Annotated in this window: 21 protein-coding genes and 1 pseudogene; 6 read left to right on the forward strand and 16 right to left on the reverse strand. The window is 61.2% G+C overall.

Annotated features, from left to right (window positions below; genetic code table 11):
• Nucleotides 1-34: 34 nt before the first annotated feature.
• The 4 genes from glmM to rlmE form a co-directional block, all read right to left on the reverse strand.
• Entirely contained in the window at nucleotides 35-1375 is a 1341-nt protein-coding gene (gene glmM, locus AC3RCM_RS23800; protein ID WP_020193783.1) for a phosphoglucosamine mutase, read from the reverse strand.
• Between the two features lie 16 nt (nucleotides 1376-1391).
• Nucleotides 1392-2243 (reverse strand): dihydropteroate synthase, encoded by an 852-nt coding sequence (gene folP, locus AC3RCM_RS23805; protein WP_019438969.1) that lies wholly within the window; start codon nucleotides 2241-2243, stop codon nucleotides 1392-1394.
• Nucleotides 2244-2251: 8 nt separating this feature from the next.
• A complete protein-coding gene (gene ftsH / locus AC3RCM_RS23810) occupies nucleotides 2252-4156 on the reverse strand; it encodes an ATP-dependent zinc metalloprotease FtsH (protein WP_012053749.1) in 1905 nt (634 codons plus the stop codon).
• A gap of 206 nt (nucleotides 4157-4362) precedes the next feature.
• Nucleotides 4363-4986 (reverse strand): 23S rRNA (uridine(2552)-2'-O)-methyltransferase RlmE, encoded by a 624-nt coding sequence (gene rlmE, locus AC3RCM_RS23815; RefSeq protein WP_003249947.1) that lies wholly within the window; start codon nucleotides 4984-4986, stop codon nucleotides 4363-4365.
• Nucleotides 4987-5088: 102 nt separating this feature from the next.
• On the opposite strand from rlmE, the gene yhbY reads away from it, so the two are divergent.
• On the forward strand, nucleotides 5089-5397 hold the full coding sequence (gene yhbY, locus AC3RCM_RS23820) for a ribosome assembly RNA-binding protein YhbY (RefSeq protein WP_003249945.1): 309 nt from the start codon (nucleotides 5089-5091) through the stop codon (nucleotides 5395-5397).
• A 12-nt stretch (nucleotides 5398-5409) separates the two neighbouring features.
• Here the strand turns inward: yhbY and AC3RCM_RS23825 are convergent, their stop codons facing one another.
• From AC3RCM_RS23825 to grpE, 8 genes are all read right to left on the reverse strand, one after another.
• A complete protein-coding gene (locus AC3RCM_RS23825; RefSeq protein ID WP_012053750.1) occupies nucleotides 5410-5859 on the reverse strand; it encodes a hypothetical protein in 450 nt (149 codons plus the stop codon).
• A complete protein-coding gene (greA, locus tag AC3RCM_RS23830) occupies nucleotides 5837-6313 on the reverse strand; it encodes a transcription elongation factor GreA (RefSeq protein WP_024717413.1) in 477 nt (158 codons plus the stop codon). The genes AC3RCM_RS23825 and greA overlap by 23 nt, the downstream gene beginning before the upstream one ends.
• Nucleotides 6314-6315: 2 nt before the next feature.
• Complete coding sequence (gene carB, locus AC3RCM_RS23835) at nucleotides 6316-9537, reverse strand: carbamoyl-phosphate synthase large subunit (RefSeq protein WP_010955363.1); 3222 nt, start codon at nucleotides 9535-9537, stop codon at nucleotides 6316-6318.
• 105 nt (nucleotides 9538-9642) lie between these two features.
• Nucleotides 9643-10779 (reverse strand): glutamine-hydrolyzing carbamoyl-phosphate synthase small subunit, encoded by a 1137-nt coding sequence (gene carA, locus AC3RCM_RS23840; RefSeq protein ID WP_003249935.1) that lies wholly within the window; start codon nucleotides 10777-10779, stop codon nucleotides 9643-9645.
• Between the two features lie 326 nt (nucleotides 10780-11105).
• Complete coding sequence (gene dapB / locus AC3RCM_RS23845; protein WP_003249933.1) at nucleotides 11106-11909, reverse strand: 4-hydroxy-tetrahydrodipicolinate reductase; 804 nt, start codon at nucleotides 11907-11909, stop codon at nucleotides 11106-11108.
• A 13-nt stretch (nucleotides 11910-11922) separates the two neighbouring features.
• A complete protein-coding gene (gene dnaJ, locus AC3RCM_RS23850) occupies nucleotides 11923-13050 on the reverse strand; it encodes a molecular chaperone DnaJ (protein WP_020193785.1) in 1128 nt (375 codons plus the stop codon).
• A gap of 197 nt (nucleotides 13051-13247) precedes the next feature.
• Nucleotides 13248-15173, reverse strand: a complete 1926-nt coding sequence (gene dnaK / locus AC3RCM_RS23855; RefSeq protein ID WP_010955366.1) for a molecular chaperone DnaK — start codon at nucleotides 15171-15173, stop codon at nucleotides 13248-13250.
• 101 nt (nucleotides 15174-15274) lie between these two features.
• Entirely contained in the window at nucleotides 15275-15832 is a 558-nt protein-coding gene (grpE, locus tag AC3RCM_RS23860) for a nucleotide exchange factor GrpE (protein ID WP_010955367.1), read from the reverse strand.
• A gap of 192 nt (nucleotides 15833-16024) precedes the next feature.
• Here grpE and recN point away from each other — a divergent pair, with 192 nt between their 5' ends.
• On the forward strand, nucleotides 16025-17698 hold the full coding sequence (recN, locus tag AC3RCM_RS23865) for a DNA repair protein RecN (RefSeq protein WP_064493339.1): 1674 nt from the start codon (nucleotides 16025-16027) through the stop codon (nucleotides 17696-17698).
• Between the two features lie 189 nt (nucleotides 17699-17887).
• Here the strand turns inward: recN and fur are convergent, their stop codons facing one another.
• Nucleotides 17888-18292 (reverse strand): ferric iron uptake transcriptional regulator, encoded by a 405-nt coding sequence (gene fur / locus AC3RCM_RS23870; RefSeq protein WP_003249922.1) that lies wholly within the window; start codon nucleotides 18290-18292, stop codon nucleotides 17888-17890.
• Nucleotides 18293-18389: 97 nt separating this feature from the next.
• Here fur and AC3RCM_RS23875 point away from each other — a divergent pair, with 97 nt between their 5' ends.
• Nucleotides 18390-18926 carry an outer membrane protein assembly factor BamE gene (locus AC3RCM_RS23875; RefSeq protein WP_010955369.1) on the forward strand — a complete coding sequence of 179 codons (537 nt, stop codon included), beginning with the start codon at nucleotides 18390-18392 and terminating at the stop codon, nucleotides 18924-18926.
• A gap of 63 nt (nucleotides 18927-18989) precedes the next feature.
• Here AC3RCM_RS23875 and AC3RCM_RS23880 read toward each other — a convergent pair whose 3' ends face one another.
• A complete protein-coding gene (locus AC3RCM_RS23880; RefSeq protein WP_014592414.1) occupies nucleotides 18990-19424 on the reverse strand; it encodes a type II toxin-antitoxin system RatA family toxin in 435 nt (144 codons plus the stop codon).
• Nucleotides 19425-19587: 163 nt separating this feature from the next.
• On the opposite strand from AC3RCM_RS23880, the gene smpB reads away from it, so the two are divergent.
• Nucleotides 19588-20070: an SsrA-binding protein SmpB gene (gene smpB, locus AC3RCM_RS23885; protein WP_003249914.1), complete on the forward strand. Its 483-nt coding sequence runs from the start codon at nucleotides 19588-19590 to the stop codon at nucleotides 20068-20070.
• 111 nt (nucleotides 20071-20181) lie between these two features.
• On the opposite strand, the pseudogene AC3RCM_RS23890 reads toward smpB, so the two are convergent.
• Nucleotides 20182-21536, reverse strand: a pseudogene (locus AC3RCM_RS23890) (IS3 family transposase).
• A 172-nt stretch (nucleotides 21537-21708) separates the two neighbouring features.
• A complete protein-coding gene (locus AC3RCM_RS23895; protein WP_010955371.1) occupies nucleotides 21709-22476 on the reverse strand; it encodes an FCD domain-containing protein in 768 nt (255 codons plus the stop codon).
• 256 nt (nucleotides 22477-22732) lie between these two features.
• Here AC3RCM_RS23895 and AC3RCM_RS23900 point away from each other — a divergent pair, with 256 nt between their 5' ends.
• Both AC3RCM_RS23900 and lldD read left to right on the forward strand, forming a co-directional pair.
• On the forward strand, nucleotides 22733-24403 hold the full coding sequence (locus tag AC3RCM_RS23900; RefSeq protein WP_010955372.1) for a lactate permease LctP family transporter: 1671 nt from the start codon (nucleotides 22733-22735) through the stop codon (nucleotides 24401-24403).
• A gap of 62 nt (nucleotides 24404-24465) precedes the next feature.
• A complete protein-coding gene (gene lldD / locus AC3RCM_RS23905; protein WP_003249907.1) occupies nucleotides 24466-25611 on the forward strand; it encodes an FMN-dependent L-lactate dehydrogenase LldD in 1146 nt (381 codons plus the stop codon).
• The last annotated feature ends 69 nt before the right edge of the window (nucleotides 25612-25680 follow it).

Below are 25680 nucleotides of genomic sequence, written 5' to 3' on the forward strand. Positions count from 1 at the left end.
TCTTACCCAACCAGATCTGCGCTGGCAAGCGCCTTCAGACACAAACTTCGCCGACCAGTTTGGCCAGCGCTTCAGCATGGGCCCGCACCTGGCTTTCGTCCTCGCCCTCAACCATGACCCGCACCAACGGCTCGGTACCGGACTTGCGCAACAGCACACGCCCCCGCCCCGCCAGCGCTTCGGTGACCTTGGCACTGGCTTCCTTGACGGCGGGGTGCTCCAGCGGGTCGACCTTGCTGGCGCCAAAGCGCACATTGATCAGCACCTGCGGGCACTTGCGCAGGGCCTGACGGGCCTGGGCCAGGGTTTCGCCCCGGCGCTTGAGCGCCATCAACACCTGCAGCGCGGCAATGATCGCGTCGCCCGTTGTGGTGTGGTTGCAGCACACGACGTGACCGGAGTTTTCACCGCCGACCAGCCATTCACGCTCCAACAGCTCGGCCATGACGTAACGGTCGCCGACCTTGGCCCGCACAAACGGGATGTCCAGGTCCTTGAGCGCCAGCTCCAGGCCCAGGTTACTCATCAGCGTACCGACCACCCCGCCTTGCAGCTTGCCCTGTTCCTGCAGGTCGCGAGCAATGATGAACAGCAGCTCGTCACCGTCGACGATGGCGCCCGTGTGGTCGACCATCAGCACGCGATCGCCGTCACCGTCAAAGGCAATGCCGAGATCGGCATGCCCGACCAGTACAGCGGCCTGCAGCGATTCGATGTGTGTCGAGCCGCAACCTTCGTTGATGTTCAGGCCGTCCGGTTGCGCATGCAGCACGGTCACGTCGGCACCCAGCTCACGGAATACGCTGGGCGCAACCTTGTAGGTAGCACCATGGGCGCAGTCGACCACCAGCTTGAGGCCTTCGAAGCTGGTGCTGCTCGGCACGCTGCTCTTGCAGAATTCGATGTAGCGGCCGGCGGCATCGTTGATACGCGAAACCTTGCCCAGCTTGCCCGACTCGACAACGGTCATCGGTTGGTCGAGCAGCTCTTCGATCATCAGCTCGACCTCGTCCGGCAGCTTGGTGCCCTGACCCGAGAAGAACTTGATGCCGTTGTCATCGTGCGGGTTGTGCGAGGCACTGATGACGATGCCGGCTTCGGCGTGGAAGGTACGCGTGAGGTAGGCGATGGCCGGTGTCGGCATCGGCCCGAGCAGCATCACATCGGCACCTGCCGCGGACAGGCCGGCTTCGAGTGCGGACTCGAACATGTAGCCGGAGATACGCGTGTCCTTGCCTACCAGCACGCGGCAATGGCCTTGCTTGCGGAAGGCCATGCCGGCCGCCCAGCCAAGCTTCAGCATGAAGTCAGGCGTGATCGGGTATTCGCCGACGCGGCCACGAATGCCGTCGGTACCAAAGTATTTTCTGCTCATAGGGACTCCAATGTTCTTATTCGGCGTTTTGCACCGCAGCGATCATGCGTACCACATCAACGGTTTCGGCCACGTCATGTACCCGAAGGATGCTCGCCCCTTTGGTCATGGCCAACGCCGCCAGCGCAAGGCTGCCGTACAAGCGCTCGCCGACCGGACGTTCCAGCGTCAGGCCGATCATGCTCTTTCGTGAAACGCCCACCAGCAGTGGGCGCCCAAGGCGATAGAGCGCTTCCATGTGCTTGAACAGGCTCAGATTGTGCGCCAGTGTCTTGGCGAAACCGAAGCCTGGGTCAAGGATGATTCTATCAGCGTCGATGCCCGCTGCTGCGCAGGCGGCCATCCGCTGTTCAAGATAACGGGTGACGTCGGCGGTCACGTCCTGGTACTGCGGATCGTCCTGCATGTTGCCTGGCTCGCCACGCATGTGCATGAGGCACACCGGCAGACCGGTATCCGCCGCAGCGTCCAGGGCGCCATCGCGCTCCAGGGCCCGCACGTCGTTGATCAGCCCGGCCCCCAGGCGCGCGGCTTCACGCATGACAGCAGGCGTGGAGGTATCGACCGAAATGACCACGTCGAGGCGACTATTGATGGCCTCGACCATTGGCGCCACACGCTCCAGCTCCTCGGTCACCGAGACTGCACGCGCACCCGGGCGCGTGGACTCGCCACCGATGTCGATCAGCGTTGCGCCGGCGGCAACCATCGCTTCGGCGTGGCGCAGGGCCTCGTCGCGCTGACTGAAACGACCGCCATCGGAGAAGGAATCGGGGGTGATATTGAGAATACCCATGACATGGGTATGCGACAAATCAAGAACCCGGTTGCCGCAAGGCAACCGGGTGGGGTACTGCACTGAGCTCATAGATGCCCTTAGTGTTCAGCCGCTGGGCCGCCGATTGGCGATTCCGGACGCTCATCCTGGGCCGCAGGCGTGCCCGAGTGCTTGTCATCGTCCCAATCACGTGGCTCACGTGGTGTGCGCCCAGCCATGATGTCGTCAATCTGATCGGCATCGATGGTCTCGTACTTCATCAGCGCTTCGGTCATCGCCTCGAGCTTGTCGCGGTTGTCGATCAGCAACTGCTTGGCAGTGGCATAGCACTGATCGATGATGCTGCGCACCTCGGAGTCGATCAATTTGGCAGTCTCGCCGGACACGCTGGCATGCTGGCTACCGGCACTGCGGCCGAGGAACACCTCGCCCTCTTCCTCTGCATACATCAGCGGGCCGAGCTTCTCGGACAGGCCCCACTTGGTCACCATGTTACGAGCGAGCTGGCTGGCGCGCATGATGTCGTTGGACGCGCCAGTGGTCACGCCATCGAAGCCCAAGGTCATCTCCTCGGCGATACGGCCGCCATACAGCGAGCAGATCTGGCTGATCAGCGCACGCTTGGAGAGGCTGTAGCGGTCTTCTTCCGGCAGGAACATGGTCACACCCAAGGCACGACCACGCGGGATGATCGAAACCTTGTAGACCGGGTCGTGCTCAGGCACCAGGCGACCGACAATGGCGTGGCCGGCCTCGTGATAGGCAGTGTTTCTCTTTTCCTTTTCGGACATGACCATGGTCTTGCGCTCGGCGCCCATCATGATCTTGTCCTTGGCCAGCTCGAACTCTTTCATTTCGACCAGGCGCTTGTTGGAACGCGCGGCAAACAGCGAAGCCTCGTTGACCAGGTTGGCCAGGTCGGCACCGGAGAAGCCTGGGGTGCCCCGCGCGATGACCGCCGGGTTGACGTTCTCGCCGATCGGCACCTTGCGCATGTGCACCTTGAGGATCTGCTCACGACCACGAATGTCCGGCAGGCCAACCACAACCTGGCGGTCGAAGCGGCCGGGGCGCAGCAGCGCAGGGTCGAGCACATCCGGACGGTTGGTGGCGGCGATGACGATGATGCCATCGTTCATCTCGAAGCCGTCCATCTCCACCAGCAACTGGTTGAGGGTTTGCTCCCGCTCGTCGTGACCGCCGCCCATGCCGGCGCCACGATGGCGACCAACGGCGTCGATTTCGTCGATGAAGATGATGCACGGGGCGTGCTTCTTGGCCTGCTCGAACATGTCGCGCACACGGCTGGCACCGACACCCACGAACATTTCCACGAAGTCCGAACCGGAAATGGTGAAGAACGGTACTTTCGCCTCGCCCGCGATGGCCTTGGCCAGCAGGGTCTTACCGGTACCGGGTGGGCCGACCATCAGCACACCGCGCGGGATACGGCCACCCAGGCGCTGGAACTTGCCCGGATCGCGCAGGAACTCGACCAGCTCGCCAACCTCTTCCTTGGCCTCGTCGCAGCCCGCAACGTCAGCCAGCGTGGTCTTGACCTGGTCTTCGGACAGCAGGCGTGCCTTGCTCTTGCCGAAGCTCATCGGCCCGCCCTTGCCGCCCGCGCCACCTTGCATCTGGCGCATGAAGAACATGAACACGGCAATGATCACCAGGATCGGGAAGCTTGCCACCAGCAACTGCGTCCAGATGCTCTGTTGCTCAGGCTGCTTGCCTTCAACGACCACGTGGTTGTCGACCAGATCGCCGATCAGGCCATTGTCGGTGATGGCCGGGCGCACAGTCTTGAAGTTGTCGCCATCGGTGCGCTTGCCAGTAATGATGTAGCCATCGACGGTCACACGCTCGACCTTGCCATCCTTGACCTGCTGGATGAAGTCGGAGTAGTTGAGGGTCTGCGGCTCGTTAGGGCTGGAGAAGTTGTTCATCACTGTCACCAGGACAGCTGCGATGATCAACCACAGGATCAGATTCTTTGCCATGTCGTTCAATTAGCTACCCTCTGAGGCCGGCGCACGACGCAGCCGTGCCTCGCATGATATTCATCGCCCTAACTTACTACATTACCTACGCAGCCGCAGGCACCGTCTGTAACCCTTTGTGAAAGCTAGACTACACGAAGTTCGGACGATCCTGACGCAGTGGCCGATTGGAATTAACTATCGACCACCCCGCTTCACACCTTTCATTACCCTTTGAAGCCCCTGCCCAACAGGTATTGCTCGCGGGAACGGTCCCGTGACGACGACGGCTTGCGCATTTGCACCTTGTCGAACTTGCTGCGCACGTCCTTCAGGTACACGTCAAAACCTTCGCCCTGGAAAATCTTGATCAGGAAGTCGCCCCCGGGCTTGAGTACGCGGGTCGCCAGATCGAGGGCCAGCTCGCAGAGGAACATGGCACGCGGAATGTCCACCGCGGGCGTACCACTCATATTGGGGGCCATGTCGGAAATCACAAGGTCTACATGCGAATCGCCGACCGCTTCGAGAATGCGCTGCAGCACTTCGTCGTGGGTGAAGTCACCCTGAATGAAGGTCACGTCGGCGATCGAGTCCATTTCCAGAATGTCGGAAGCGATCAGGCGACCCTGGCCACCAATCAGACGACTGGTCACCTGGGACCAGCCACCAGGGGCCGCGCCGAGGTCGATCACGCTCATGCCTGGGCGGATAAGGCGGTCCTTCTCCTGGATCTCCAGCAGTTTGTAGCTCGCACGCGAGCGATACCCATCCTTCTGCGCCTGCTTCACAAAAGGGTCGTTGAAATGCTCTCGCAGCCAGTTTGCGCTGCTTTTGGAACGTTGTACCACGGGGCACCTCGATGATATGCGTCGTGATTGACTGGGCGGAGCCGGTGGCCCTCGGGTAAAATGCCGGTCAATTTTACAGAATCAGACGGAAAGGGTCAGATTATGCCGCTCAATAACGAGCAGAAGAAGCAATACAAGTCCATTGGTCATGACCTGAAGCCGGTCCTGATCGTTGCTGGCAACGGTTTGAATGAAGGCGTGATCGCCGAACTGGAGCGCGCACTGGTCGACCATGAGCTGATCAAGGTCGAGATTCGCTCGGAAGACCGCGAAGAACGCGCCGAGACCATCGCCGAGCTGTGCAAGGCCGGCCGTGCCGAGCTGGTGCAGACCATCGGCAAGAAAGCCCTGATCTACCGCAAGAACCCACAGCCGAACAAGCAGCTGTCCAACATCCACCGTTACAAGTAACGGTAGCTCCGATCAGTGGCGCGGTGAACGCGCCCTGACCGGTACCGGCTGGGCCACCAGCACGATGCCGGAAAAGCCCAGCACCAGGAAGCAGAACATCTGCCAGCGCTCGCCCACGGAAATACCGTAGCGCAAGGTGTAATACCCCACGCAGGCCCCGAAGCCGAGCAACAGCATCTGGCCGCGGAACTGCCGCCACCAGGCCGCCAGGCCGTCCACCCTCGCCAGCACTGCCAGCTGGGTCAACAAGCCAAGCAACGCCACGCCGATCAACCAGCGGTCGATCTGCCCGGCGATATCCTGCACCAGCAGCGGGGCCAGGCCACTGACCTTGAGCGCAGGCACCAGCCCCACATGGAACACCCACAGGCCACCGACCCAAAAAACCTGGGCCAGTTGCCAGAGGATCCCCTCGAGGGATGGCGCCCGCAGGCGTCGGTCAGATGTGCTTGACTTCGACAATCTCGTACTCGACCGTGCCACTAGGCGTCTTGACGACGACAGTATCACCTTCTTCCTTGCCGATGATGGCACGGGCAATGGGTGCGCCGCTCGACAGCTTGCCCTGCTTCACGTCAGCTTCATCCTCGCCAACGATCTGGTAGGTCACCTCTTCATCGGTTTCGGTGTTGGCCAGTACCACGGTGGTACCGAAAATCACCTTGCCGGTGTGAGGGATGGTGGTCACATCGATGACCACCGAATTCTGCAGACGGCCTTCGATATCACGGATACGCGCTTCGACCATGCCCTGCTCCTCACGGGCGGCATGGTATTCGGCGTTTTCCTTGAGGTCACCCAGCTCACGCGCTTCACCAATGGCCTGACTCAGGCGCGGGCGCTCGGTCTTGCTCAGGAACAGGTGCTCTTCTTCCAGGGCGCGAGCGCCCTGGACGGTCATCGGGTATTTGGTAATGCTCATGCTTTCAGTCCTGCATGCAGATCCTGCAAGCGACGAACGGTCTTTTCCGGACCGAATTTCAGCGCTTCGCAGATGGCTTCACCAGCCGCAATGGTAGTGGTGCAGTAAATCTTGTGCTGCAGCGCATTGCGACGAATCGAGTAGGAGTCGGCGATCGACTGGCGACCTTCGGTGGTGTTGATGATCAGCGACACTTCGTCGTTCTTGATCATGTCGACCACGTGAGGGCGACCTTCGGTCACTTTGTTCACACGGCGCACTTTCAGGCCAGCCGCCTCGATAACCTTGGCGGTGCCGGCAGTGGCAACCACTTCGAAGCCCAGGGCGATCAGGTCGCGGGCAACGCCGGCCACTTGTGGCTTGTCGTCATCACGCACGCTGATGAACGCGGTACCGCCAGTCGGCAGCACTTCGCTGGCCCCCATCTGGGCTTTGGCGAAGGCTTCACCGAAGCTGTCACCGACACCCATGACTTCACCGGTCGATTTCATCTCAGGGCCGAGGATCGGGTCAACCCCTGGGAACTTGGCGAACGGGAAGACGGCTTCCTTCACGCTGTAGAAGTTCGGGATGATTTCCTGTGTGAAACCCAGCTCTTTCAGGGTTTTACCCGCCATGACACGGGCTGCGATCATCGCCAGGGACGTGCCGATGCACTTGGACACGAACGGTACGGTACGCGAGGCACGCGGGTTGACTTCGATCACGTAGATCTTGTCGCCCTGCAGGGCCAGCTGCACGTTCATCAGGCCGACCACGCCCAGCTCCAGCGCCATTTTCTTGACCTGAACGCGGACTTCGTCCTGCACTTCCTTGCTCAGCGAGTAAGGTGGCAGCGAGCACGCCGAGTCGCCGGAGTGTACGCCAGCCTGCTCGATGTGCTGCATGATCGCGCCGATGACCACGTCAGTGCCGTCGCACACCGCATCCACGTCCATCTCGATGGCGCAGTTGAGGAAGTGGTCGAGCAGTACCGGGCTGTCGTTCGACACTTGTACCGCTTCACGCAGGTAGCGCTTGAGCTCGTCCAGCTCGTAGACGATCTCCATGGCCCGGCCGCCCAGCACGTAGGACGGACGCACGACCAGCGGGTAGCCGATGCTGCCCGCAGCACGGATAGCTTCTTCTTCGCTGCGCACGGTGGCGTTTGGCGGCTGCAGCAGGCTCAGGCGCTGAACCATCTGCTGGAAGCGCTCACGGTCTTCGGCGCGGTCGATGGCGTCAGGGCTGGTACCGATGATCGGCACGCCAGCTTCTTCCAGAGCGCGGGCCAGCTTCAGCGGGGTCTGGCCGCCGTAGTGAACGATCACGCCCTTCGGCTTCTCGACGCGGCAGACTTCCAGCACGTCTTCCAGGGTCAACGGCTCGAAGTACAGGCGGTCGGAAGTGTCGTAGTCGGTGGAGACGGTTTCCGGGTTGCAGTTGACCATGATGGTCTCGTAACCGTCTTCACGCAGCGCCAGGGCGGCGTGTACGCAGCAGTAGTCGAACTCGATACCTTGGCCGATACGGTTCGGGCCGCCACCCAGGATCATGATCTTGTCGCGGGTCGACGGATTGGCCTCGCACTCTTCCTCGTAGGTGGAGTACAGGTAGGCGGTGTCGGTGGCGAACTCGGCGGCGCAGGTGTCGACGCGCTTGTACACCGGGAACACTTCCAGCTTGTGGCGGTGGCGACGCAGGTTCTTGTCGGTGATACCCAGCAGCACTGCCAGGCGCTGGTCCGAGAAGCCCTTGCGCTTGAGGCGCAGCATGTAGTCCTTGTCGATTGCCGACAGGGCCAGGGTCTTGACCTTCTCTTCTTCCTTGATCAGGTCTTCCATCTGCACCAGGAACCACATGTCGATGCCGGTCAGATTGAAGATTTCTTCGCAGGTCATGCCCGAACGCATGGCGTCAGCCACATACCAGATACGCTCGGCACCCGGCACGGTCAGTTCGCGCTTGAGGATGCTGGCGGCTTCCGGGCTGGCCAGGTCGACTTTCGGGTCGAGGCCGCAGGCGCCGACTTCCAGGCCGCGCAGGGCTTTCTGCAGGGATTCCTGGAAAGTACGGCCGATGGCCATGACTTCACCCACGGATTTCATCTGGGTGGTCAGGCGGGCGTCGGCTTTCGGGAATTTCTCGAAGGCGAAGCGTGGCAGCTTGGTGACGACGTAGTCGATCGACGGCTCGAAGGACGCCGGGGTGCGACCGCCAGTGATGTCGTTCTGCAGCTCGTCGAGGGTGTAACCAATGGCCAGCTTGGCGGCGATCTTGGCGATCGGGAAGCCGGTGGCCTTGGAAGCCAGGGCGGACGAACGCGACACGCGCGGGTTCATCTCGATGACGACCATGCGGCCGGTGTTCGGGCAAATGCCGAACTGGACGTTGGAACCGCCGGTTTCCACACCGATTTCACGCAGCACCGCCAGCGAGGCGTTGCGCATGATCTGGTATTCCTTGTCGGTCAGGGTCTGCGCCGGGGCAACAGTGATCGAGTCACCGGTGTGCACACCCATCGGGTCGAAGTTTTCGATCGAGCAGACGATGATGCAGTTGTCCTTCTTGTCGCGGACCACCTCCATCTCGTATTCCTTCCAGCCGATCAGCGATTCGTCGATCAGCAGCTCTTTGGTCGGCGACAGGTCCAGACCACGGGTGCAGATTTCTTCGAACTCTTCACGGTTGTAAGCGATACCGCCGCCGGTGCCGCCCATGGTGAACGACGGGCGAATGATGCATGGGAAGCCGAGCTTCTCGAGGACCGCATTGGCCTCTTCCATGCTGTGGGCGATACCGGAGCGCGGGCACTCCAGGCCGATGTCCTTCATGGCCTTGTCGAAGCGCGAACGGTCTTCGGCCTTGTCGATGGTGTCAGCGTTGGCACCGATCATCTCCACGCCGAACTTCTCCAGAACGCCGTGGCGCTCCAGGTCCAGGGCGCAGTTCAGGGCGGTCTGGCCACCCATGGTCGGCAGGACGGCGTCCGGGCGCTCTTTCTCGATGATCTTGGCCACCGATTGCCACTTGATCGGCTCGATGTAGGTGGCGTCGGCCATGGCCGGGTCGGTCATGATGGTGGCTGGGTTGGAGTTCACCAGGATGACGCGGAAACCTTCCTCGCGCAGGGCTTTACAGGCCTGGGCGCCGGAGTAGTCGAATTCGCAGGCCTGGCCGATCACGATCGGGCCAGCGCCGAGAATCAGGATGCTTTTGATGTCTGTACGTTTTGGCATGGTGGTCACTCAAATCCGGGGTCAGTCGGCAAGCCGCTTTGAACAATCTGGGTCAGGCGCTGCCGGGCGCGGCAGGTGCCGGCCCGGGGCCTTGAAGCAGGATGCTCAGCGGCGCTTGGCCATGGCATCGGTGAAACGATCGAACAGAGGCGCGACGTCGGTCGGGCCCGGGCTCGCTTCAGGGTGGCCCTGGAAGCTGAACGCGCTCTTGTCGGTACGCTCGATACCCTGCAGGGTGCCGTCGAACAGCGACTTGTGAATGGCGCGAACGTTACCCGGCAGGGTCGCCTCGTCAACGGCGAAGCCGTGGTTCTGGCTGGTGATCATGACCACACCGGTATCCAGGTCCTGGACCGGGTGGTTGGCACCGTGGTGGCCGTGGCCCATTTTCACGGTCTTGGCGCCGGAAGCCAGGGCCAGCAGCTGGTGGCCGAGGCAGATGCCGAATACCGGAATCTCGGTTTCGAGGATTTCCTTGATCGCCTGGATCGCGTAGTCGCACGGCTCAGGGTCACCAGGGCCGTTGGACAGGAACACGCCGTCCGGGTTGAGTGCCAGCACTTCGCTGGCCGGGGTCTGGGCTGGTACCACGGTCACGCGGCAGCCGCGGGCCACCAGCATGCGCAGGATGTTCAGCTTGACGCCATAGTCGAAGGCAACCACGTGGTACGGCAGGTCGGCAGCGTCGATGGTCGGGTGGCTGTCGGTTTTCAGCTCCCACACACTGGAGCGCCACTCGTAACGTTCCTTGGTGGAGACGACCTTGGCCAGGTCCATGCCCTTCAGGCCCGGGAAGCCGCGGGCAGCAGCGATGGCAGCTTCTTCGCTGATGTTGTCACCCGCCAGAATGCAGCCGTTCTGGGCGCCCTTTTCACGCAGGATACGGGTAAGGCGACGGGTGTCGATGCCGGCGATGGCGACGACGTTGTTGGCCTTGAGGTACTCAGGCAGCGACTGGGTATTACGCCAGTTGCTGGCCAGCAGCGGCAGGTCACGGATGACCAGGCCTGCGGACCAGACGCGGTTCGACTCGGCGTCTTCCGGGGTAGTACCGGTGTTGCCGATGTGCGGGTAGGTCAGGGTAACGATTTGCTGCGCGTAGGAAGGGTCTGTAAGGATTTCCTGGTAGCCGGTCATAGCGGTGTTGAATACCACCTCACCAACGGTCTGACCGTCGGCACCGATGGCTTCACCGCGGAAAATACTGCCGTCGGCAAGGGCGAGTATGGCTGGCTTTGTCAAGAAGACCTCCCGTAAATCAAGCATGAAAGGGCGATCGCAGGTTGCAAAAAAGCGGAGTGACGTATGGACACGTCACCCCGCTTTCATGTGCTGAATTCAATTCGCTGCGCGCTTTTAGTGGACACACTAAAGCTGTAGCTTACAGAAAAGTGTGTTTTCGGTCTACCGTGGATGTGTCTCTAAAACACATCAATGCGACAGACTGACATCTGTGTTGGCTTCTACGCGGGCTGGTGCGCTTCCACAGGGATCGCACCAGCCCAAGAGCAACGCCGCACCTGTGGGAGCGGGCAAGCCCGCGAAGAAGCCCACACCACACTCACGGCTTAACGCAGCTCAAGCACATCCTGCATGTCGTACAGCCCCGGCTCACGCCCGTCCAGCCACAGCGCCGCACGCACGGCACCCTTGGCGAAGGTCATGCGGCTGGAGGCCTTGTGGGTGATTTCCAGGCGCTCGCCTTCGGCAGCGAACAACACGGTGTGATCGCCCACCACATCGCCGGCACGCACGGTGGCGAAACCGATGGTTTTGCGATCACGCGCGCCGGTTTGCCCTTCACGGCCATACACGGCCACTTCCTGCAGATCACGGCCCAGCGCATTGGCAACCACTTCACCCATGCGCAGTGCAGTACCCGACGGCGCATCGACCTTGTGCCGGTGGTGCGCCTCGATGATTTCGATATCGACATCATCGCCCAGCACCCGCGCAGCCATATCCAGCAGCTTGAGGCTAAGGTTGACACCCACGCTGAAGTTGGCGGCGAACACGATTGGAATGTCCTTGCCGGCCTCCGCCAACAACTGCTTCTCTTCGACTGTAAAACCGGTCGTGCCGATGATCATCGCCTTGCCGTGCTTGCGGCAGAACGCGAGGTTTTTCAGGGTCACCGAGGGGTGAGTGAAATCGATCAGCACATCGAACTCGTCGGCAACCTTGGCCAGGTCGTCGGACAACAGCACGCCAATTCGGCCAAGTGCCGCCAGCTCTCCGGCATCAGCCCCGACCAACGAGCTGTCAGGGCGATCGATCGCCGCAGTCAGCCCCGCGCCCGGGGTTTGTTGCACGGCTTCGATGAGGGTTTTGCCCATCCGCCCCGCCGCGCCCATCACTGCAATACGTCGCATAACCTGTTCCTTGTCAGAGATCGCCGAAGAAGCGCTTCACACCATCGAACCAGCCGCTGGCCTTGGGCGAGTGGGAACTGTCACCTTCCAGCGAATCACGCAGCTCTTCGAGCAGCTCGCGCTGACGGCGACTGAGATTGACCGGGGTTTCTACGGCCACACGGCACAGCAGGTCACCCGCACCACCACCACGCACCGGGGCAACGCCCTTGCCACGCAGACGGAACTGCTTACCAGTCTGGGTGCCTTCCGGAATCTTCAGCTTCACGCGACCATCCAGGGTCGGCACTTCCAGCTCGCCACCCAGGGCAGCATCGGTGTAGCTGATCGGCACTTCACAGTACAAATGCTTGCCGTCGCGCTGGAAAATCTCGTGCTCACGCACGCTGATCACCACGTACAGATCGCCAGTCGGGCCACCATGAGTACCGGCCTCGCCCTCACCCGACAGACGGATACGGTCGCCGGTATCGACACCTGCCGGCACCTTGACCGACAGCGTCTTGTATTCCTCGACACGACCTTCACCATGGCACGAAGTGCACGGGTCGGTAATGATCTTGCCTTGGCCATGGCAGCGCGGGCAGGTTTGCTGCACCGAGAAGAAGCCTTGCTGCATGCGTACCTGGCCGATGCCGCCACAGGTCGGGCAGGTCGACGGGGTCGAGCCCTTCTTGGCACCGGAACCGTCGCAAGGCTTGCAGTTGACCAGGGTGGGCACGCGGATGCTGACCGTGGTGCCACGCACCGCTTCTTCCAGGTTCAGCTCCAGGGTGTAGCGCAGGTCGCTGCCGCGCTGGGCACCGCCTCGACCGCCACCGCGACCACCGCCGCCGAAGAAGTCGCTGAACACATCGCCGAAGATGTCGGAGAAGTTGGCACCACCAAAGCCGGCACCACCGCCACCCATGCTTGGGTCGACACCTGCATGGCCATACTGGTCGAAGGCCGCACGCTTGCTCGCGTCCGACAGCACTTCGTAGGCCTCGTTGGCCTCCTTGAACTTGTCTTCCGATTCTTTATCGCCCGGGTTGCGGTCCGGGTGGTACTTCATCGCCAAACGGCGGTAAGCCTTCTTGAGGTCCGCTTCAGTGGCGCCGCGCTCGACACCCAGGACCTCATAATAATCACGCTTGGACATAGGTCATTTGCACCTTGTTGGGCGTGTGGCATCTGCGCCACGCCATCAGCACCCGCGTGCGACCCTCAAGAGCCGCTGACAGATGCTGTAAAAATTCTCGAATTCCAGATACGCCAACGCGGGAGCAAGCCCCCGCGCGGCGACATCCTACCAGCTCACCGGCAAACGACGGTGAACCGGCCGACAACATGCAGGGATTACTGCTTGTTGTTGTCTTTCACTTCTTCGAACTCGGCGTCAACCACGTCATCGTGCTTGGCTTCCGGCTCGGCCTGCTGCGCGCCACCCTGAGGCTGTTCAGCCGACTGCTCGGCGTACATCTTCTGGGCAACCGGGGCAGAGACCTTGGACAGCTCTTCAACCTTGGCGTCGATGGCAGCCTTGTCGTCGCCTTTGACAGCGGCTTCCAGGGCAACAACGGCGGCCTCGATGGCGGTTTTCTCTTCAGCGGTAACCTTGTCACCTGCATCAGCGACCATCTTGCGGGTCGAGTGTACCAGCGCGTCACCCTGGTTACGGGCAGCAGCCAGCTCTTCGAACTTGCGGTCTTCCTCGGCGTTGGCCTCGGCGTCACGCACCATGCGCTCGATCTCTTCGTCCGACAGGCCGGAGTTGGCCTTGATCACGATCGACTGAGTCTTGCCGGTGGCCTTGTCTTTCGCACCTACGTGCAGGATGCCGTTGGCGTCGATGTCGAAGGTCACTTCGATTTGCGGCACGCCGCGCGGTGCTGGCGGAATGTCAGCCAGGTCGAACTTGCCCAGCGACTTGTTCTGCGCAGCCTGCTTACGCTCACCTTGCAGCACGTGAATGGTCACGGCGCTCTGGTTGTCGTCGGCAGTCGAGAACACCTGCGACTTCTTGGTCGGGATGGTGGTGTTCTTCTCGATCAGCGCGGTCATCACGCCGCCCATGGTTTCGATACCCAGGGTCAGCGGGCTTACGTCCAGCAGCAGGACGTCTTTCACGTCACCGGCCAGTACCGCGCCTTGGATGGCAGCGCCCATGGCGACGGCCTCGTCCGGGTTGACGTCCTTGCGCGCTTCTTTACCGAAGAAGTCGGCCACTTCTTTCTGCACCAGCGGCATACGGGTCTGACCGCCGACCAGGATCACGTCGTCGATCTTGCTGGCGTCGATGCCGGCGTCTTTCAGGGCGATGCGGCAAGGCTCGATGGTACGCTTGACCAGGTCTTCGACCAGCGACTCCAGCTTGGCGCGGGAGATCTTCACGTTCAGGTGCTTAGGACCGGTGGCATCTGCAGTGATGTACGGCAGGTTGACGTCGGTCGACTGAGCGGACGACAGCTCGATCTTGGCTTTTTCTGCGGCTTCTTTCAGACGCTGCAGGGCCAGAGGATCGTTCTTCAGGTCCATGCCCGACTCTTTCTTGAACTCGTCGACAAGGTAGTCGATCAGGCGCATGTCGAAGTCTTCGCCACCCAGGAAGGTGTCGCCGTTGGTAGCCAGTACTTCGAACTGGTGCTCACCGTCGACTTCGGCGATTTCGATGACCGAAACGTCGAAGGTACCACCACCCAGGTCATAAACGATGACGGTGTGGTCGCCCTTGGCCTTGTCCATACCGTAAGCCAGTGCAGCGGCAGTCGGCTCGTTGATGATGCGTTTTACGTCCAGGCCAGCGATGCGGCCGGCGTCTTTGGTAGCCTGACGCTGGCTGTCGTTGAAGTAGGCCGGAACGGTGATGACCGCTTCGGTGACTGGCTCGCCGAGGTAGTCTTCGGCGGTCTTCTTCATTTTCTTCAGGACTTCGGCGCTGATCTGCGGCGGAGCCATTTCCTTGCCAGCAGCCTCGACCCAGGCGTCACCGTTGTTCGCCTTGACGATCTTGTACGGCACCAGCTTGATGTCTTTCTGCACGACATCTTCTTCGAAGCGGCGGCCAATCAGGCGCTTCACTGCGAACAGGGTGTTGTGCGGGTTGGTGACCGCCTGGCGCTTGGCCGACTGGCCAACCAGGATTTCGCCATCGTTGGCGTAGGCCACGATCGAAGGGGTAGTACGCGCACCTTCGGCGTTTTCGATGACTTTGACGTTACCGTTTTCCAGAATGGAGACGCACGAGTTGGTGGTCCCCAGGTCGATACCGATGATTTTACCCATGTTAACTCTCCCGAAACTTGAATTTGGTAGCAGCGACTACTTTGGCCAACTGCGGTAATACTTGAAGGCTTGACACCTAGATGGGGATGCCCCGAAGGATTTCAAGCCTTTTCATTGATCGAGGGTTGCGCCGCGCTCGGCGCTTTGCTGACCACCACCATGGCGGGGCGCAGCAGGCGGCCGTTCAGCAGGTAACCCTTCTGGAACACGTTCAACACGCTGTTTGGCTCGACCTCGGCGTTTTCCTGCATGGCCATGGCCTGGTGGTGCTCAGGGTTGAACGGCTGGCCGTGCGGGTCGACGGCTTCAAGGTTGTAGCGCTTGAGGGTGTCCTGGAACATCTTCAGGGTCAGCTCGACACCCTCGCGGATCTGCTTGACGTGCTCATCGTCGGCACTGGAGTGAGCCAGGGCCAGTTCCAGGCTGTCGATCACCGGCAGCAAGTCGCTGGAGAACTTCTCCAGGGCGAACTTGTGGGCTTTCTCCACATCCTGCTCGGCACGACGGCGTACGTTCTGCAGGTCGGCAACGGCGCGCAGCGCCTGGTCCTTGGCTGCGGCCAGCTGTTCCTCGAGCTCCAGAACACGGGTATCAGCTGCATTGCCTGCACCGGTTTCTTCCACGTTAAGGTCTTTCTCGTTCAGCTGCTCATCAGCCATGGGGTCTCTCCTGCGCAATTTTGTGGACTGCGAGCCAGGCTCGCCTTGGATGTCGGCTATATGGGGCCGGAAAAACCAGGTTCAAGGGGCAAGGTGGTTTTCAAGGCTGCAACAGAATCTGCGAAGGGGCATTGGCAGGCCCGAAAAAAGTACTGTATAAATAACCAGACCTGATTTCCGGGAGCCGACCCCATGCTGGTGCACCTGTCCATTCACAACTACGCCATCGTCGAGCACCTCGACCTCGAAATCGCCCGTGGCATGTCCGTCATCACTGGCGAGACCGGCGCCGGCAAATCGATCATGCTCGACGCCCTCGGCCTTGCCCTGGGCGACCGTGCCGACAGCGGCGTGGTGCGCCCCGGCACCGACAAGGCGGACATCCTGGCCACCTTCGACCTGGTGGACATTCCCGAAGCGCACGCCTGGCTGGCCGAGCGCGACCTGGACAACGAAGGCCTGTGCATCTTGCGCCGGGTGATCACCGCCGAAGGCCGCAGCCGCGGTTACATCAACGGCACGCCCTGCCCCCTCGGCGACCTCAAGGCGCTGGGCGAACTGCTGATCGATATCCACAGCCAGCACGAGCACCAGTCCCTGCTCAAGACCGACACCCACCGTCGCCTGCTTGACGAGTATGCCGGCGCCGTCGACCTGGCCCGCCAGGTACAGCTTGCAGCCAAGCGCTGGAACCAGACCCGCCTGGAGCTGGAGCGCCTGTCCAACTCGGGCGACGAGCAGCGCGCCCGCCACCAGTTGCTCAGTTACCAGTTGGAAGAACTGGACAACCTCGGCCTGGGCGAGCACGAACTGGAGCAGCTGGAGCAGGAACACAAGAACCTGACCAGCGCCGAAGCCCTGTTCGGCATCTGCCGCCAGGTCATCGACCAGTGCAGCGAGAGTGATTCGGGCAATGTGCTGAGCGCCCTCACCTCCAGCCTCAACCGCCTGGGTGCCGCCACCAACTCGCCCAAGGCGCTGAGCGAAGCGGCCAACCTGATCGCCAGCGCGCAGATTCAGGTCGAGGAAGCCGTGGGCGAACTCAACCGCTTCCTCGACAACTTCGACGCCGACCCGATGCGCCTGCAAGCCCTGGAGGAGCGCCTGGACACCATCTACACCCTGGCGCGCAAACACCGGGTGCACCCCACCGAACTGCCCCACCTGCAACAGCAACTGATGGAGGAGCTGGAAGGCCTTAACGCCAGTGACGAGTCGATCGAGCGGCTGGGCGAAGAGCTTGCCGCCTACGCCCAGCACTATAAAGAGAAGGCACGCGAACTCAGCGGCCTGCGCCAGCAAGCAGCGCAGCAGCTGGCAGGCGCGGTGGAGCAGGAAATCCAGCGCCTGGGCATGCCTGGCGGGCGCTTCTGCATCGAACTGACAGCGAACGAAGGCACCGAACTGTCACCCCATGGCCTGGAGCAGATCGAACTGCTGGTCAGTGCCAACCCTGGCCAGCCGCTCAAGGCCCTGGCGAAGGTGGCGTCGGGTGGCGAACTGTCGCGTATCAGCCTGGCGATCCAGGTCATTACCGCGCAGACCTCGCGCATTCCTACCCTGGTGTTCGACGAAGTCGACGTGGGCATTGGCGGGCCAACGGCAGAAATCGTCGGCCAACTGCTGCGGCGCCTGGGCGAACGCGGCCAGGTACTGACCGTGACCCACCTGCCGCAGGTGGCGGCGCAGGGGCATCACCATTTGTTCGTGCACAAGGTGCGCAACAGCGACACCACCCACACCGCCGTGGCTAGCCTTGGCAAGCGTGAGCGCGTGGAAGAAGTGGCGCGGATGCTCGGCGGGATCGACCTGACCAAGGAGTCCCTGGCCCATGCACGCAAGATGGTGGTGAGCGGCAAGGCCTGAGCCTTGCTTTTCCAGGACGATTCGCGGGCACGCCCGCTCCCACTGGGTGATCACAGGATCTGAAACCTGAGGTGTACCTGTGGGAGCGGGCGCGCCCGCGAAGAGGCCGGCACGGACAACACATCTTTCAGCCCCAGAAAGCACAAAGGCGACCCGAAGGTCGCCTTTGCTATCCATAACGAAAAACCGTTACTTCTTCTTACGCACATACAGGACCAGATTGTGGTCCACCAGCTCGAAGCCATGCTCGGCCACGATTTCGCGCTGGCGCTTCTCGATTTCGGCATCCATGAATTCGATGACTTCACTGGTATCCACGTTCACCATGTGGTCGTGGTGACCGCCATCGGCCAGCTCGAACACTGCATGACCGCCGTCGAAGTTGTGGCGAACCACCAGACCCGCCGCCTCGAACTGGGTCAGCACGCGATAGACGGTGGCCAGGCCTACATCCTCGCCAGCCTCCATCAGCGCCTTGTAGACATCCTCTGCACTCATGTGACGCTGCTCGGTAGAGTCGAGCATCTGAAGGATCTTGACTCGAGGCAGGGTCACCTTGAGACCGGCTTTGCGCAATTCGCTATTTTCAACCATGGTCAGCTTTCTCGCCGATGCTGCTTCGCAGCTTCTCTTAATACGGGTATGATCGGGGTTTACGTTGTCCAGCCAAGATAGTGGAAGTCGCCCACCGATGCAAAACACCAAGCTCTTGCTAACCAGCCTCACCCTAGTGGGACTGCTCGCACTCGCCGGTTGCTCGTTTCCCGGGGTTTACAAAATCGACATCCAGCAGGGCAATGTCGTCACGCAAGACATGATAGACCAATTACGCCCGGGAATGACCCGCCGGCAAGTAAGGTTTATCATGGGCAACCCGCTTATTCAGGACACCTTCAACACCAATCGTTGGGATTACCTGTACAGCCTGCAGCCTGGTGGCGGTAAGCGCCAGCAAGAACGCATGAGTGTATTTTTCAACGAAAGCGATCAACTGGTCAGCCTGTCTGGCGACTTCATGCCAGGCGTAAGCCGCGATCAGGAAATCCTCGGCGGCAGCAGCGACACCACCGTCAGCCCGGCCACCGAGCCAGGCCAGACCGAACAGCCGGCAGCGCAACCTGAAGAAAAACCGGCCAAGCCTGGTTCGACCGAAGAGTCCATCCAGCGCGAGATCGACACCATCGAGACCACCCCGGTCCCGACCCCGGCACCGCTGGAAACCCGCTAAGCGGGAACAGCAGATGCAAAAAAGCCCGGACCTGGTCCGGGCTTTTTGTTTGCGCCTTATCCGTCAGGCATTCAATTGCTTGGCACGCTGGCAGAACGCATCGACCAGTGTGTTGGCCGCCTGATTGAACAGCGGGCCCAACGTGGCGCGCACAATCGGCCCAGCGTAATCGAAGGACAGGTCCAGGCTGATCTTGCAGGCTTTTTCACCCAGCGCCTTGAACACCCAAACACCATGCAGCTGGGTGAACGGCCCTTCTTCGAGGTTCATTTCGATGGACTGCCCCGGCACCAGCACGTTACGCGTCACGAAGTGCTGGCTCATGCCACCCTTGGCCACTTCGAGCTTGGCACGCATGTGTGTATCGCTGGTTTCGATCACCGTCGAGGCCGAGCACCACGGCAAAAATTCAGGGTAGCTGGCCACATCGTTGACCAGATCGTAAAGCGCCTGGGCGGGGTATGGCAGCAGGGCGGAGCGTTGAATATGGGTAGTCATCCAGGCGTCACTTCCAAGGCTGGGTGGCGGCGCTTCGCAGCGTGCCGAAAACAGGTTCTGTGCGTATGACAGGGTTTGTATTGTCCGGTATTCATTCCAGTGGCTCAAGCACACCGAAATCCCATAGCGGACGACGCGCGGACTTGCCTATAATGCCGCCCCTATGGCTAAGCAAAAAAAACATCCGACCGGGACCATCGCGCAAAACAAGAAAGCGCGACACGATTACTTCATCGAACACAAGTTCGAGGCCGGGCTGGTCCTGTCCGGCTGGGAAGTAAAAAGCCTGCGAGCCGGCAAGGCGCACCTGACTGACAGCTACGTGCTGCTCAAGGACGGTGAGGCCTGGCTGTTCGGCAGCCACATCACCCCGCTGACCACGGCCAGCACCCACGTCATCGCCGACCCTACACGCACCCGCAAGCTGCTGCTGAACAAGCGCGAGCTCGAGCGCGTGGAAGCGGCCGTGGCGCAAAAAGGCTACACCTGTGTGGCTTTGGCGCTGTACTGGAGCAAGCACCTGATCAAGTGCGAAATCGCACTGGGCAAGGGCAAGAAGGAATTCGACAAGCGCGACACCATGCGCGAACGCGATTCCAACCGCGAGCTGCAGCGGGCTGTGCGGAACAAGGGCAAGGAAGAGTAACTACTCTTCAGCCTGTTCCGGCCTCTTCGCGGGCAAGCCCGCTCCCACAGGAATGGCACCAGATTCAAGCCCGGCGCCTATCCTGGACTGCCCCCCAAAAGTTGGACAGTTTTAAGCTGCAGCCTGAGCCCTGTACTCCACAGGGCTCAGGCCATTGAGCCTCAGCTTGATGCGATCATGGTTGTAGTAGTGAATGTACTCATCCAGACCCGCTCTCAGCTCATCAATGCTCTCGAAACGCTTCAGGTAGAAAAACTCAGATTTCAGCGTGCCGAAGAAGCTTTCCATGGCCGCGTTGTCCAGGCAATTGCCTTTTCGGGACATGCTCTGCTTTACCCCGCATTCGCTTAGCTTACGGCGGTATTGCGCCTGCTGGTAATGCCATCCCTGATCCGAATGCAGCACGAGCTTCGGTTTCTCTCCCAGGCAATCGAGCGCTTTGCCAAGCATGTTCCCAACCAGGCTATAGCACGGGCGGCTGGCCATTTCGTAGGCCACGATTTCGCCGTTGTACAAATCCATCACGGGCGACAGATAGAGCTTCTGTTGAGCTACTTTGAACTCGGTTACGTCAGTCACCCACTTCTGGTTTGGGCGTTGAGCGACAAAATTTCGCTCCAGTACATTCGCTGCCACTTTGCCGACGGTACCTCGATAGGAGCGATATTTCTTGGGGCGCACTACTGATTTCAATCCCTGCTCAGCCATCAGCCGTTCAATGACCTTCTTGTTCACCCGCTTTTCCTTCCTGATTACGAGTGCGATACGGCGATAACCATAAAGCCGTTTCTACTCGTGATAGACGCGATGCACCAATGCCTTGAGCTCAGCATGTCGGTCTGGCTTCTGCTGAGCTTTGAGCTGGTAGTAGAAGGTGCTGCGCGCCAGCTCGACCAACTGAAGGAGGTCAGGCAAAGGAAACCTGCGCTTGAGTTTGGAAACGATCAGGACTTTTTCCCGCGTGTTCGTTCCTTTTCCTCGCGCAGAGCCTTGAGCTCCTTTAGGACAGCATTCTCCATGCGCAGGTACTCAAGTTCAGCCATCAGCTGATCTCGAGACTTCTGATCATCATTGGTATCGGTGGGTTTGGCAGGCTTGATCTTCTTCGACACGTCGATTGGCTTTCTTGGCTTGATGGCAGTAGAGGGTGCAGGACTGCCACTGTAGTACTGCCGCTGCCAAATGCCTATCTGAGAGGACTGCCCAAGACCAAAGTGGGCAGCGGTCTGGCGCAGCGAAAGCCGATGCTCGTGCATATAGCTAAGCACCTGCTGTTTGAAATCACTGGTATAGCGCCGCCCATGCGAGCCTGGACCAATGCCATTATTGGCCTGATAACTGGCCACCCAGCGTCGAAGCAGGCTGAAATCGATACCTAAGTGTTGAGCCACCTTTCGGAAACCGTTGCTGCCATCCAGGTAGGCTGTGATCGCTGTGAGCTTGAATTGCTCGGTGTACTTACCCATAGATCCCCCAAGGGTTGGATTGGTGTCCAACTTCTTGGGGGCAGTCCATCCTGTGGGAGCGGCCTCTTCGCGGGCACGCCCGCCCCACAGGAATGGCACCAGATTCAAGCCCGGCGCCTATCCTGTGGGAGCGGGCTTGCCCGCGAAGAGGCCGGTACTGCCCATAAAAGTCTCAGCGCCCGCTGCGCCGCTCTGCCCGCGCCACCCGCTGCGCTTCTTCGTGCGCCTCATGCAGCACCTCCTGCACATACAAAATGTGCCGGCTGGACACCTCTCGCGCATCCTCCGCCCTGCCCTCGACAATCGCCAGGTACAGTTCCCGGTGCTGGCTGATCAGCATGTCCCGGGTTTCGGTGCGCTGCTGGTACATGCCGCCGATGTTGGTCACCACGTTGCGCTTGAGCAGGTCGAACAGCCCCCGGATGGTGTGCAGCAACACCGCGTTATGACTGGCCTCGGCGATCGCCAGGTGGAAGCGCGCATCAGCCGCGCCCTCTTCCGCACGGGTCACCTCATCGACCCTGGCATAGCAATCCTGCAGCGCATCGAAGGCCGCCTTCAACCGTGCCCGGTCCGGCTCGGTGGCACGCTGGGCAGCGTAATAGGCGCAGGACGCCTCCAGGGTATGGCGGAACTCGAGCAGGTCACGCTGCGCTTCGGCACTGTGCTCGAGCAACTGCAGCAACGGGTCGCTGAAGGTGGACCCCAACGACTCCGCCACAAAATTGCCCCCGCCCTGACGGCTGACCAATAGCCCCTTGGCCACCAGCTTCTGGATCGCCTCGCGCAGTGACGGGCGGGACACACCAAACTGCTCGGCCAGGACGCGCTCGGCCGGCAGCCGCTGCCCCGAGGTCAGCGTGCCTTCCAGAATCATCCCTTCCAGCCGATCGACAATGTCGTCGGACAGGCGCCGTTGGCGTACCTGATCAAAAACCATCACATGCTCTCCACAAACCCCCGGCAAATTTCAGGGGGTGTCTATTCTCGCCGATCCAGGCCACGCAAACACCCATCAAGCCGCGATTTTCCCAGCACATCAGATGCCCGCTCATCGGTACGCGACCAAAGTTTTGCACAGGACAAATTGACACACCCACGGCAGCGCTTTTAACCTAGCGCCCAGTCATTGTAAATTGGTATTACCAATTATCCAATGCCAGTGCCTGACCAACAACAATTAGGGGCCACCCCATATGCAAACCTGGCAACAACTCTATAGCCCGCTTGGTAGTCTTGGCCTGTCCGCACTGGCGGCGGTCATCCCTATCGTGTTCTTCTTCCTGGCCCTCGCCGTGTTCCGCCTCAAGGGCCACGTAGCGGGCAGCATCACCCTCGCGCTGTCGATCCTGGTGGCGATCTTCGCCTTCCAGATGCCTGTCGACATGGCTCTCGCCGCCGCGGGTTACGGCTTCCTCTATGGCCTCTGGCCAATTGCCTGGATCATCGTTGCCGCGGTGTTCCTGTACAAACTCACGGTCAAGAGCGGCCAGTTCGAAGTGATCCGCAGCTCGGTGCTGTCGATTACCGACGACCAGCGCCTGCAAGTGCTGTTGATCGGCTTCTGCTTCGGCGCCTTCCTCGAAGGTGCGGCAGGCTTTGGCGCACCGGTGGCCATCACTGCCGCACTGCTGGTGGGCCTGGGCTTCAACCCGCTGTACGCTGCCGGCTTGTGCCTGATCGCCAACACCGCGCCAGTGGCCTTCGGCGCCCTAGGCATCCCGATCATCGTGGCCGGCCAGGTCACAGGTATCGACGCCTTCCACATCGGCGCCATGACCGGCCGCCAGCTGCCGCTGCTGTCGCTGTTCGTGCCGTTCTGGCTGGTGTTCATGATGGACGGCCTGCGTGGTGTGAAGGAAACCTGGCCTGCCGCCCTGGTCGCCGGCCTGAGCTTTGCCGTCACCCAGTACTTCACCTCGAACTTCATCGGCCCGGAACTGCCAGACATCACCTCGGCACTGGCCAGCCTGATCTGCCTTACCCTGTTCCTGAAAGTCTGGCAGCCCAAGCGTGCGTTCAGCGAGGCCAAAGGCAGTGTCGGCGCAGCCGTTGTGCAGCCAAGCGGCAGCCAGCCTAGCCCGTACAGCTTTGGCGAGATCTTCAAGGCCTGGTCGCCGTTCCTGATCCTCACCGTGCTTGTCACCATCTGGACCCTGAAGCCGTTCAAGGCGGCTTTCGCTCCGGGCGGCGCGATGTACAACTTCGTGTTCAACTTCGCCATCCCGCACCTCGACCAGCTGGTGATCAAGACCGCACCGATCGTTGCCGCGCCGACCGCCATGCCAGCGGTGTTCAAGCTCGACCCGATCTCCGCCACCGGCACCGCGATCTTCCTTTCGGCGCTGATCTCGATGGCGGTGCTGAAGATCAACTTCAAAACTGGTCTTACCACTTTCAAAGAAACCTTCTGGGAACTGCGCTGGCCGATTCTGTCGATCGGCATGGTGTTGGCCTTCGCCTTCGTCACCAACTACTCGGGCATGTCCTCGACCATGGCCCTGGTGCTGGCCGGTACCGGCGCCGCGTTCCCGTTCTTCTCGCCGTTCCTCGGCTGGCTGGGCGTGTTCCTGACCGGCTCGGACACCTCGTCCAACGCCCTGTTCAGCTCGCTGCAGGCCACCACCGCGCACCAGATCGGGGTCAACGACACCCTGCTGGTGGCGGCCAACACCAGCGGCGGCGTAACCGGCAAGATGATCTCGCCGCAATCGATCGCCGTGGCCTGCGCCGCTACCGGCCTGGTCGGCAAGGAATCCGACCTGTTCCGCTTCACCGTCAAGCACAGCCTGTTCTTCGCCACCATCGTCGGCCTGATCACCCTGGTCCAGGCTTACTGGCTGACCGGCATGCTGGTTCATCACTAAAGTGAAAGGGGCCGGGCGCCGTCGCGCGCCCGGCAATCCCACAAGCAACGCTGCGAGAATCCATGATCATTTCTGCCTCTACCGACTATCGCGCCGCGGCCCAACGCAAGCTGCCCCCCTTCCTGTTCCACTACGCTGACGGCGGCGCCTACGCCGAGCACACCCTGCGCCACAACGTCTCGGACCTGGCCGGCATCGCCCTGCGCCAGCGCGTGCTGAACAACATGTCCGAGCTCAGCCTGGAAACCAAGCTGTTCGACGAAACCCTGAGCATGCCGGTGGCCTTGGCCCCGGTCGGCCTCACCGGCATGTACGCACGCCGTGGCGAAGTGCAGGCCGCGCGTGCAGCGGCGGCCCACGGCATCCCGTTCACGATGTCGACTGTGTCGGTGTGCCCGATCGAAGAAGTGGCGCCCGCCATCAACCGGCCAATGTGGTTCCAGCTGTATGTACTCAAGGACCGCGGCTTCATGCGTAATGCCCTGGAGCGCGCCAAGGCCGCCGGCGTCAAGACCCTGGTGTTCACCGTGGACATGCCCGTACCCGGTGCCCGCTACCGCGACGCCCACTCTGGCATGAGCGGCAAGAACGGCCCGCTGCGCCGCGTGCTGCAAGCCATGACCCACCCCGAGTGGGCCTGGGACGTGGGCGTGATGGGCCGCCCGCATGACCTGGGCAACATCTCCAAATACCGTGGCAACCCCACCGGCCTTGCCGACTACATCGGCTGGCTGGGCAACAACTTCGACCCGTCCATTTCCTGGAAGGACCTGGAGTGGATCCGCGAGTTCTGGGACGGCCCGATGATCATCAAAGGCATTCTCGATGCCGATGACGCCCGCGATGCGGTCAAGTTCGGTGCCGACGGTATCGTGGTGTCCAACCACGGCGGCCGCCAGCTCGACGGCGTGCTGTCCAGCGCCCGCGCCCTGCCGGCCATTGCCGACGCGGTCAAAGGCGACCTGAAGATTCTGGCCGACTCGGGCATTCGCAGTGGCCTGGACGTGGTGCGCATGATCGCCCTGGGTGCCGACACCGTACTGATCGGCCGCGCCTTCCTCTACGCCCTTGCCGTGCATGGCCAGGCCGGCGTGAAAAACCTGCTTGAGCTGTTCGAAAAGGAAATGCGCGTGGCCATGGTGCTGACCGGTGCCAAGTCGATCAGCGAGATCACCCGCGACTCGCTGGTACGCGAACTGGGCGCCTGAACGCCTGCAAGAACCACCGCCTGAATGACCCGGGGCATGTAGCGCACAGACGCCACAGCCCCGCGAGGA

The sequence above is a fragment of the Pseudomonas sp. GW823-FHT05G12 genome (genome assembly GCF_058795575.1).

Excerpts from the sequence above, each read along its gene's own strand:
- glmM (WP_020193783.1), bottom strand. The coding sequence starts at position 1,375 with ATGAGCAGAAAATACTTTGGTACCGACGGCATTCGTGGCCGCGTCGGC.
- folP (WP_019438969.1), bottom strand. The coding sequence starts at position 2,243 with ATGAGCTCAGTGCAGTACCCCACCCGGTTGCCTTGCGGCAACCGGGTT.
- ftsH (WP_012053749.1), bottom strand. The coding sequence starts at position 4,156 with ATGGCAAAGAATCTGATCCTGTGGTTGATCATCGCAGCTGTCCTGGTG.
- yhbY (WP_003249945.1), top strand. The coding sequence starts at position 5,089 with ATGCCGCTCAATAACGAGCAGAAGAAGCAATACAAGTCCATTGGTCAT.
- carB (WP_010955363.1), bottom strand. The coding sequence starts at position 9,537 with ATGCCAAAACGTACAGACATCAAAAGCATCCTGATTCTCGGCGCTGGC.
- dapB (WP_003249933.1), bottom strand. The coding sequence starts at position 11,909 with ATGCGACGTATTGCAGTGATGGGCGCGGCGGGGCGGATGGGCAAAACC.
- dnaJ (WP_020193785.1), bottom strand. The coding sequence starts at position 13,050 with ATGTCCAAGCGTGATTATTATGAGGTCCTGGGTGTCGAGCGCGGCGCC.
- dnaK (WP_010955366.1), bottom strand. The coding sequence starts at position 15,173 with ATGGGTAAAATCATCGGTATCGACCTGGGGACCACCAACTCGTGCGTC.
- grpE (WP_010955367.1), bottom strand. The coding sequence starts at position 15,832 with ATGGCTGATGAGCAGCTGAACGAGAAAGACCTTAACGTGGAAGAAACC.
- recN (WP_064493339.1), top strand. The coding sequence starts at position 16,025 with ATGCTGGTGCACCTGTCCATTCACAACTACGCCATCGTCGAGCACCTC.
- fur (WP_003249922.1), bottom strand. The coding sequence starts at position 18,292 with ATGGTTGAAAATAGCGAATTGCGCAAAGCCGGTCTCAAGGTGACCCTG.
- AC3RCM_RS23875 (WP_010955369.1), top strand. The coding sequence starts at position 18,390 with ATGCAAAACACCAAGCTCTTGCTAACCAGCCTCACCCTAGTGGGACTG.
- AC3RCM_RS23880 (WP_014592414.1), bottom strand. The coding sequence starts at position 19,424 with ATGACTACCCATATTCAACGCTCCGCCCTGCTGCCATACCCCGCCCAG.
- smpB (WP_003249914.1), top strand. The coding sequence starts at position 19,588 with ATGGCTAAGCAAAAAAAACATCCGACCGGGACCATCGCGCAAAACAAG.
- AC3RCM_RS23895 (WP_010955371.1), bottom strand. The coding sequence starts at position 22,476 with ATGGTTTTTGATCAGGTACGCCAACGGCGCCTGTCCGACGACATTGTC.
- AC3RCM_RS23900 (WP_010955372.1), top strand. The coding sequence starts at position 22,733 with ATGCAAACCTGGCAACAACTCTATAGCCCGCTTGGTAGTCTTGGCCTG.
- lldD (WP_003249907.1), top strand. The coding sequence starts at position 24,466 with ATGATCATTTCTGCCTCTACCGACTATCGCGCCGCGGCCCAACGCAAG.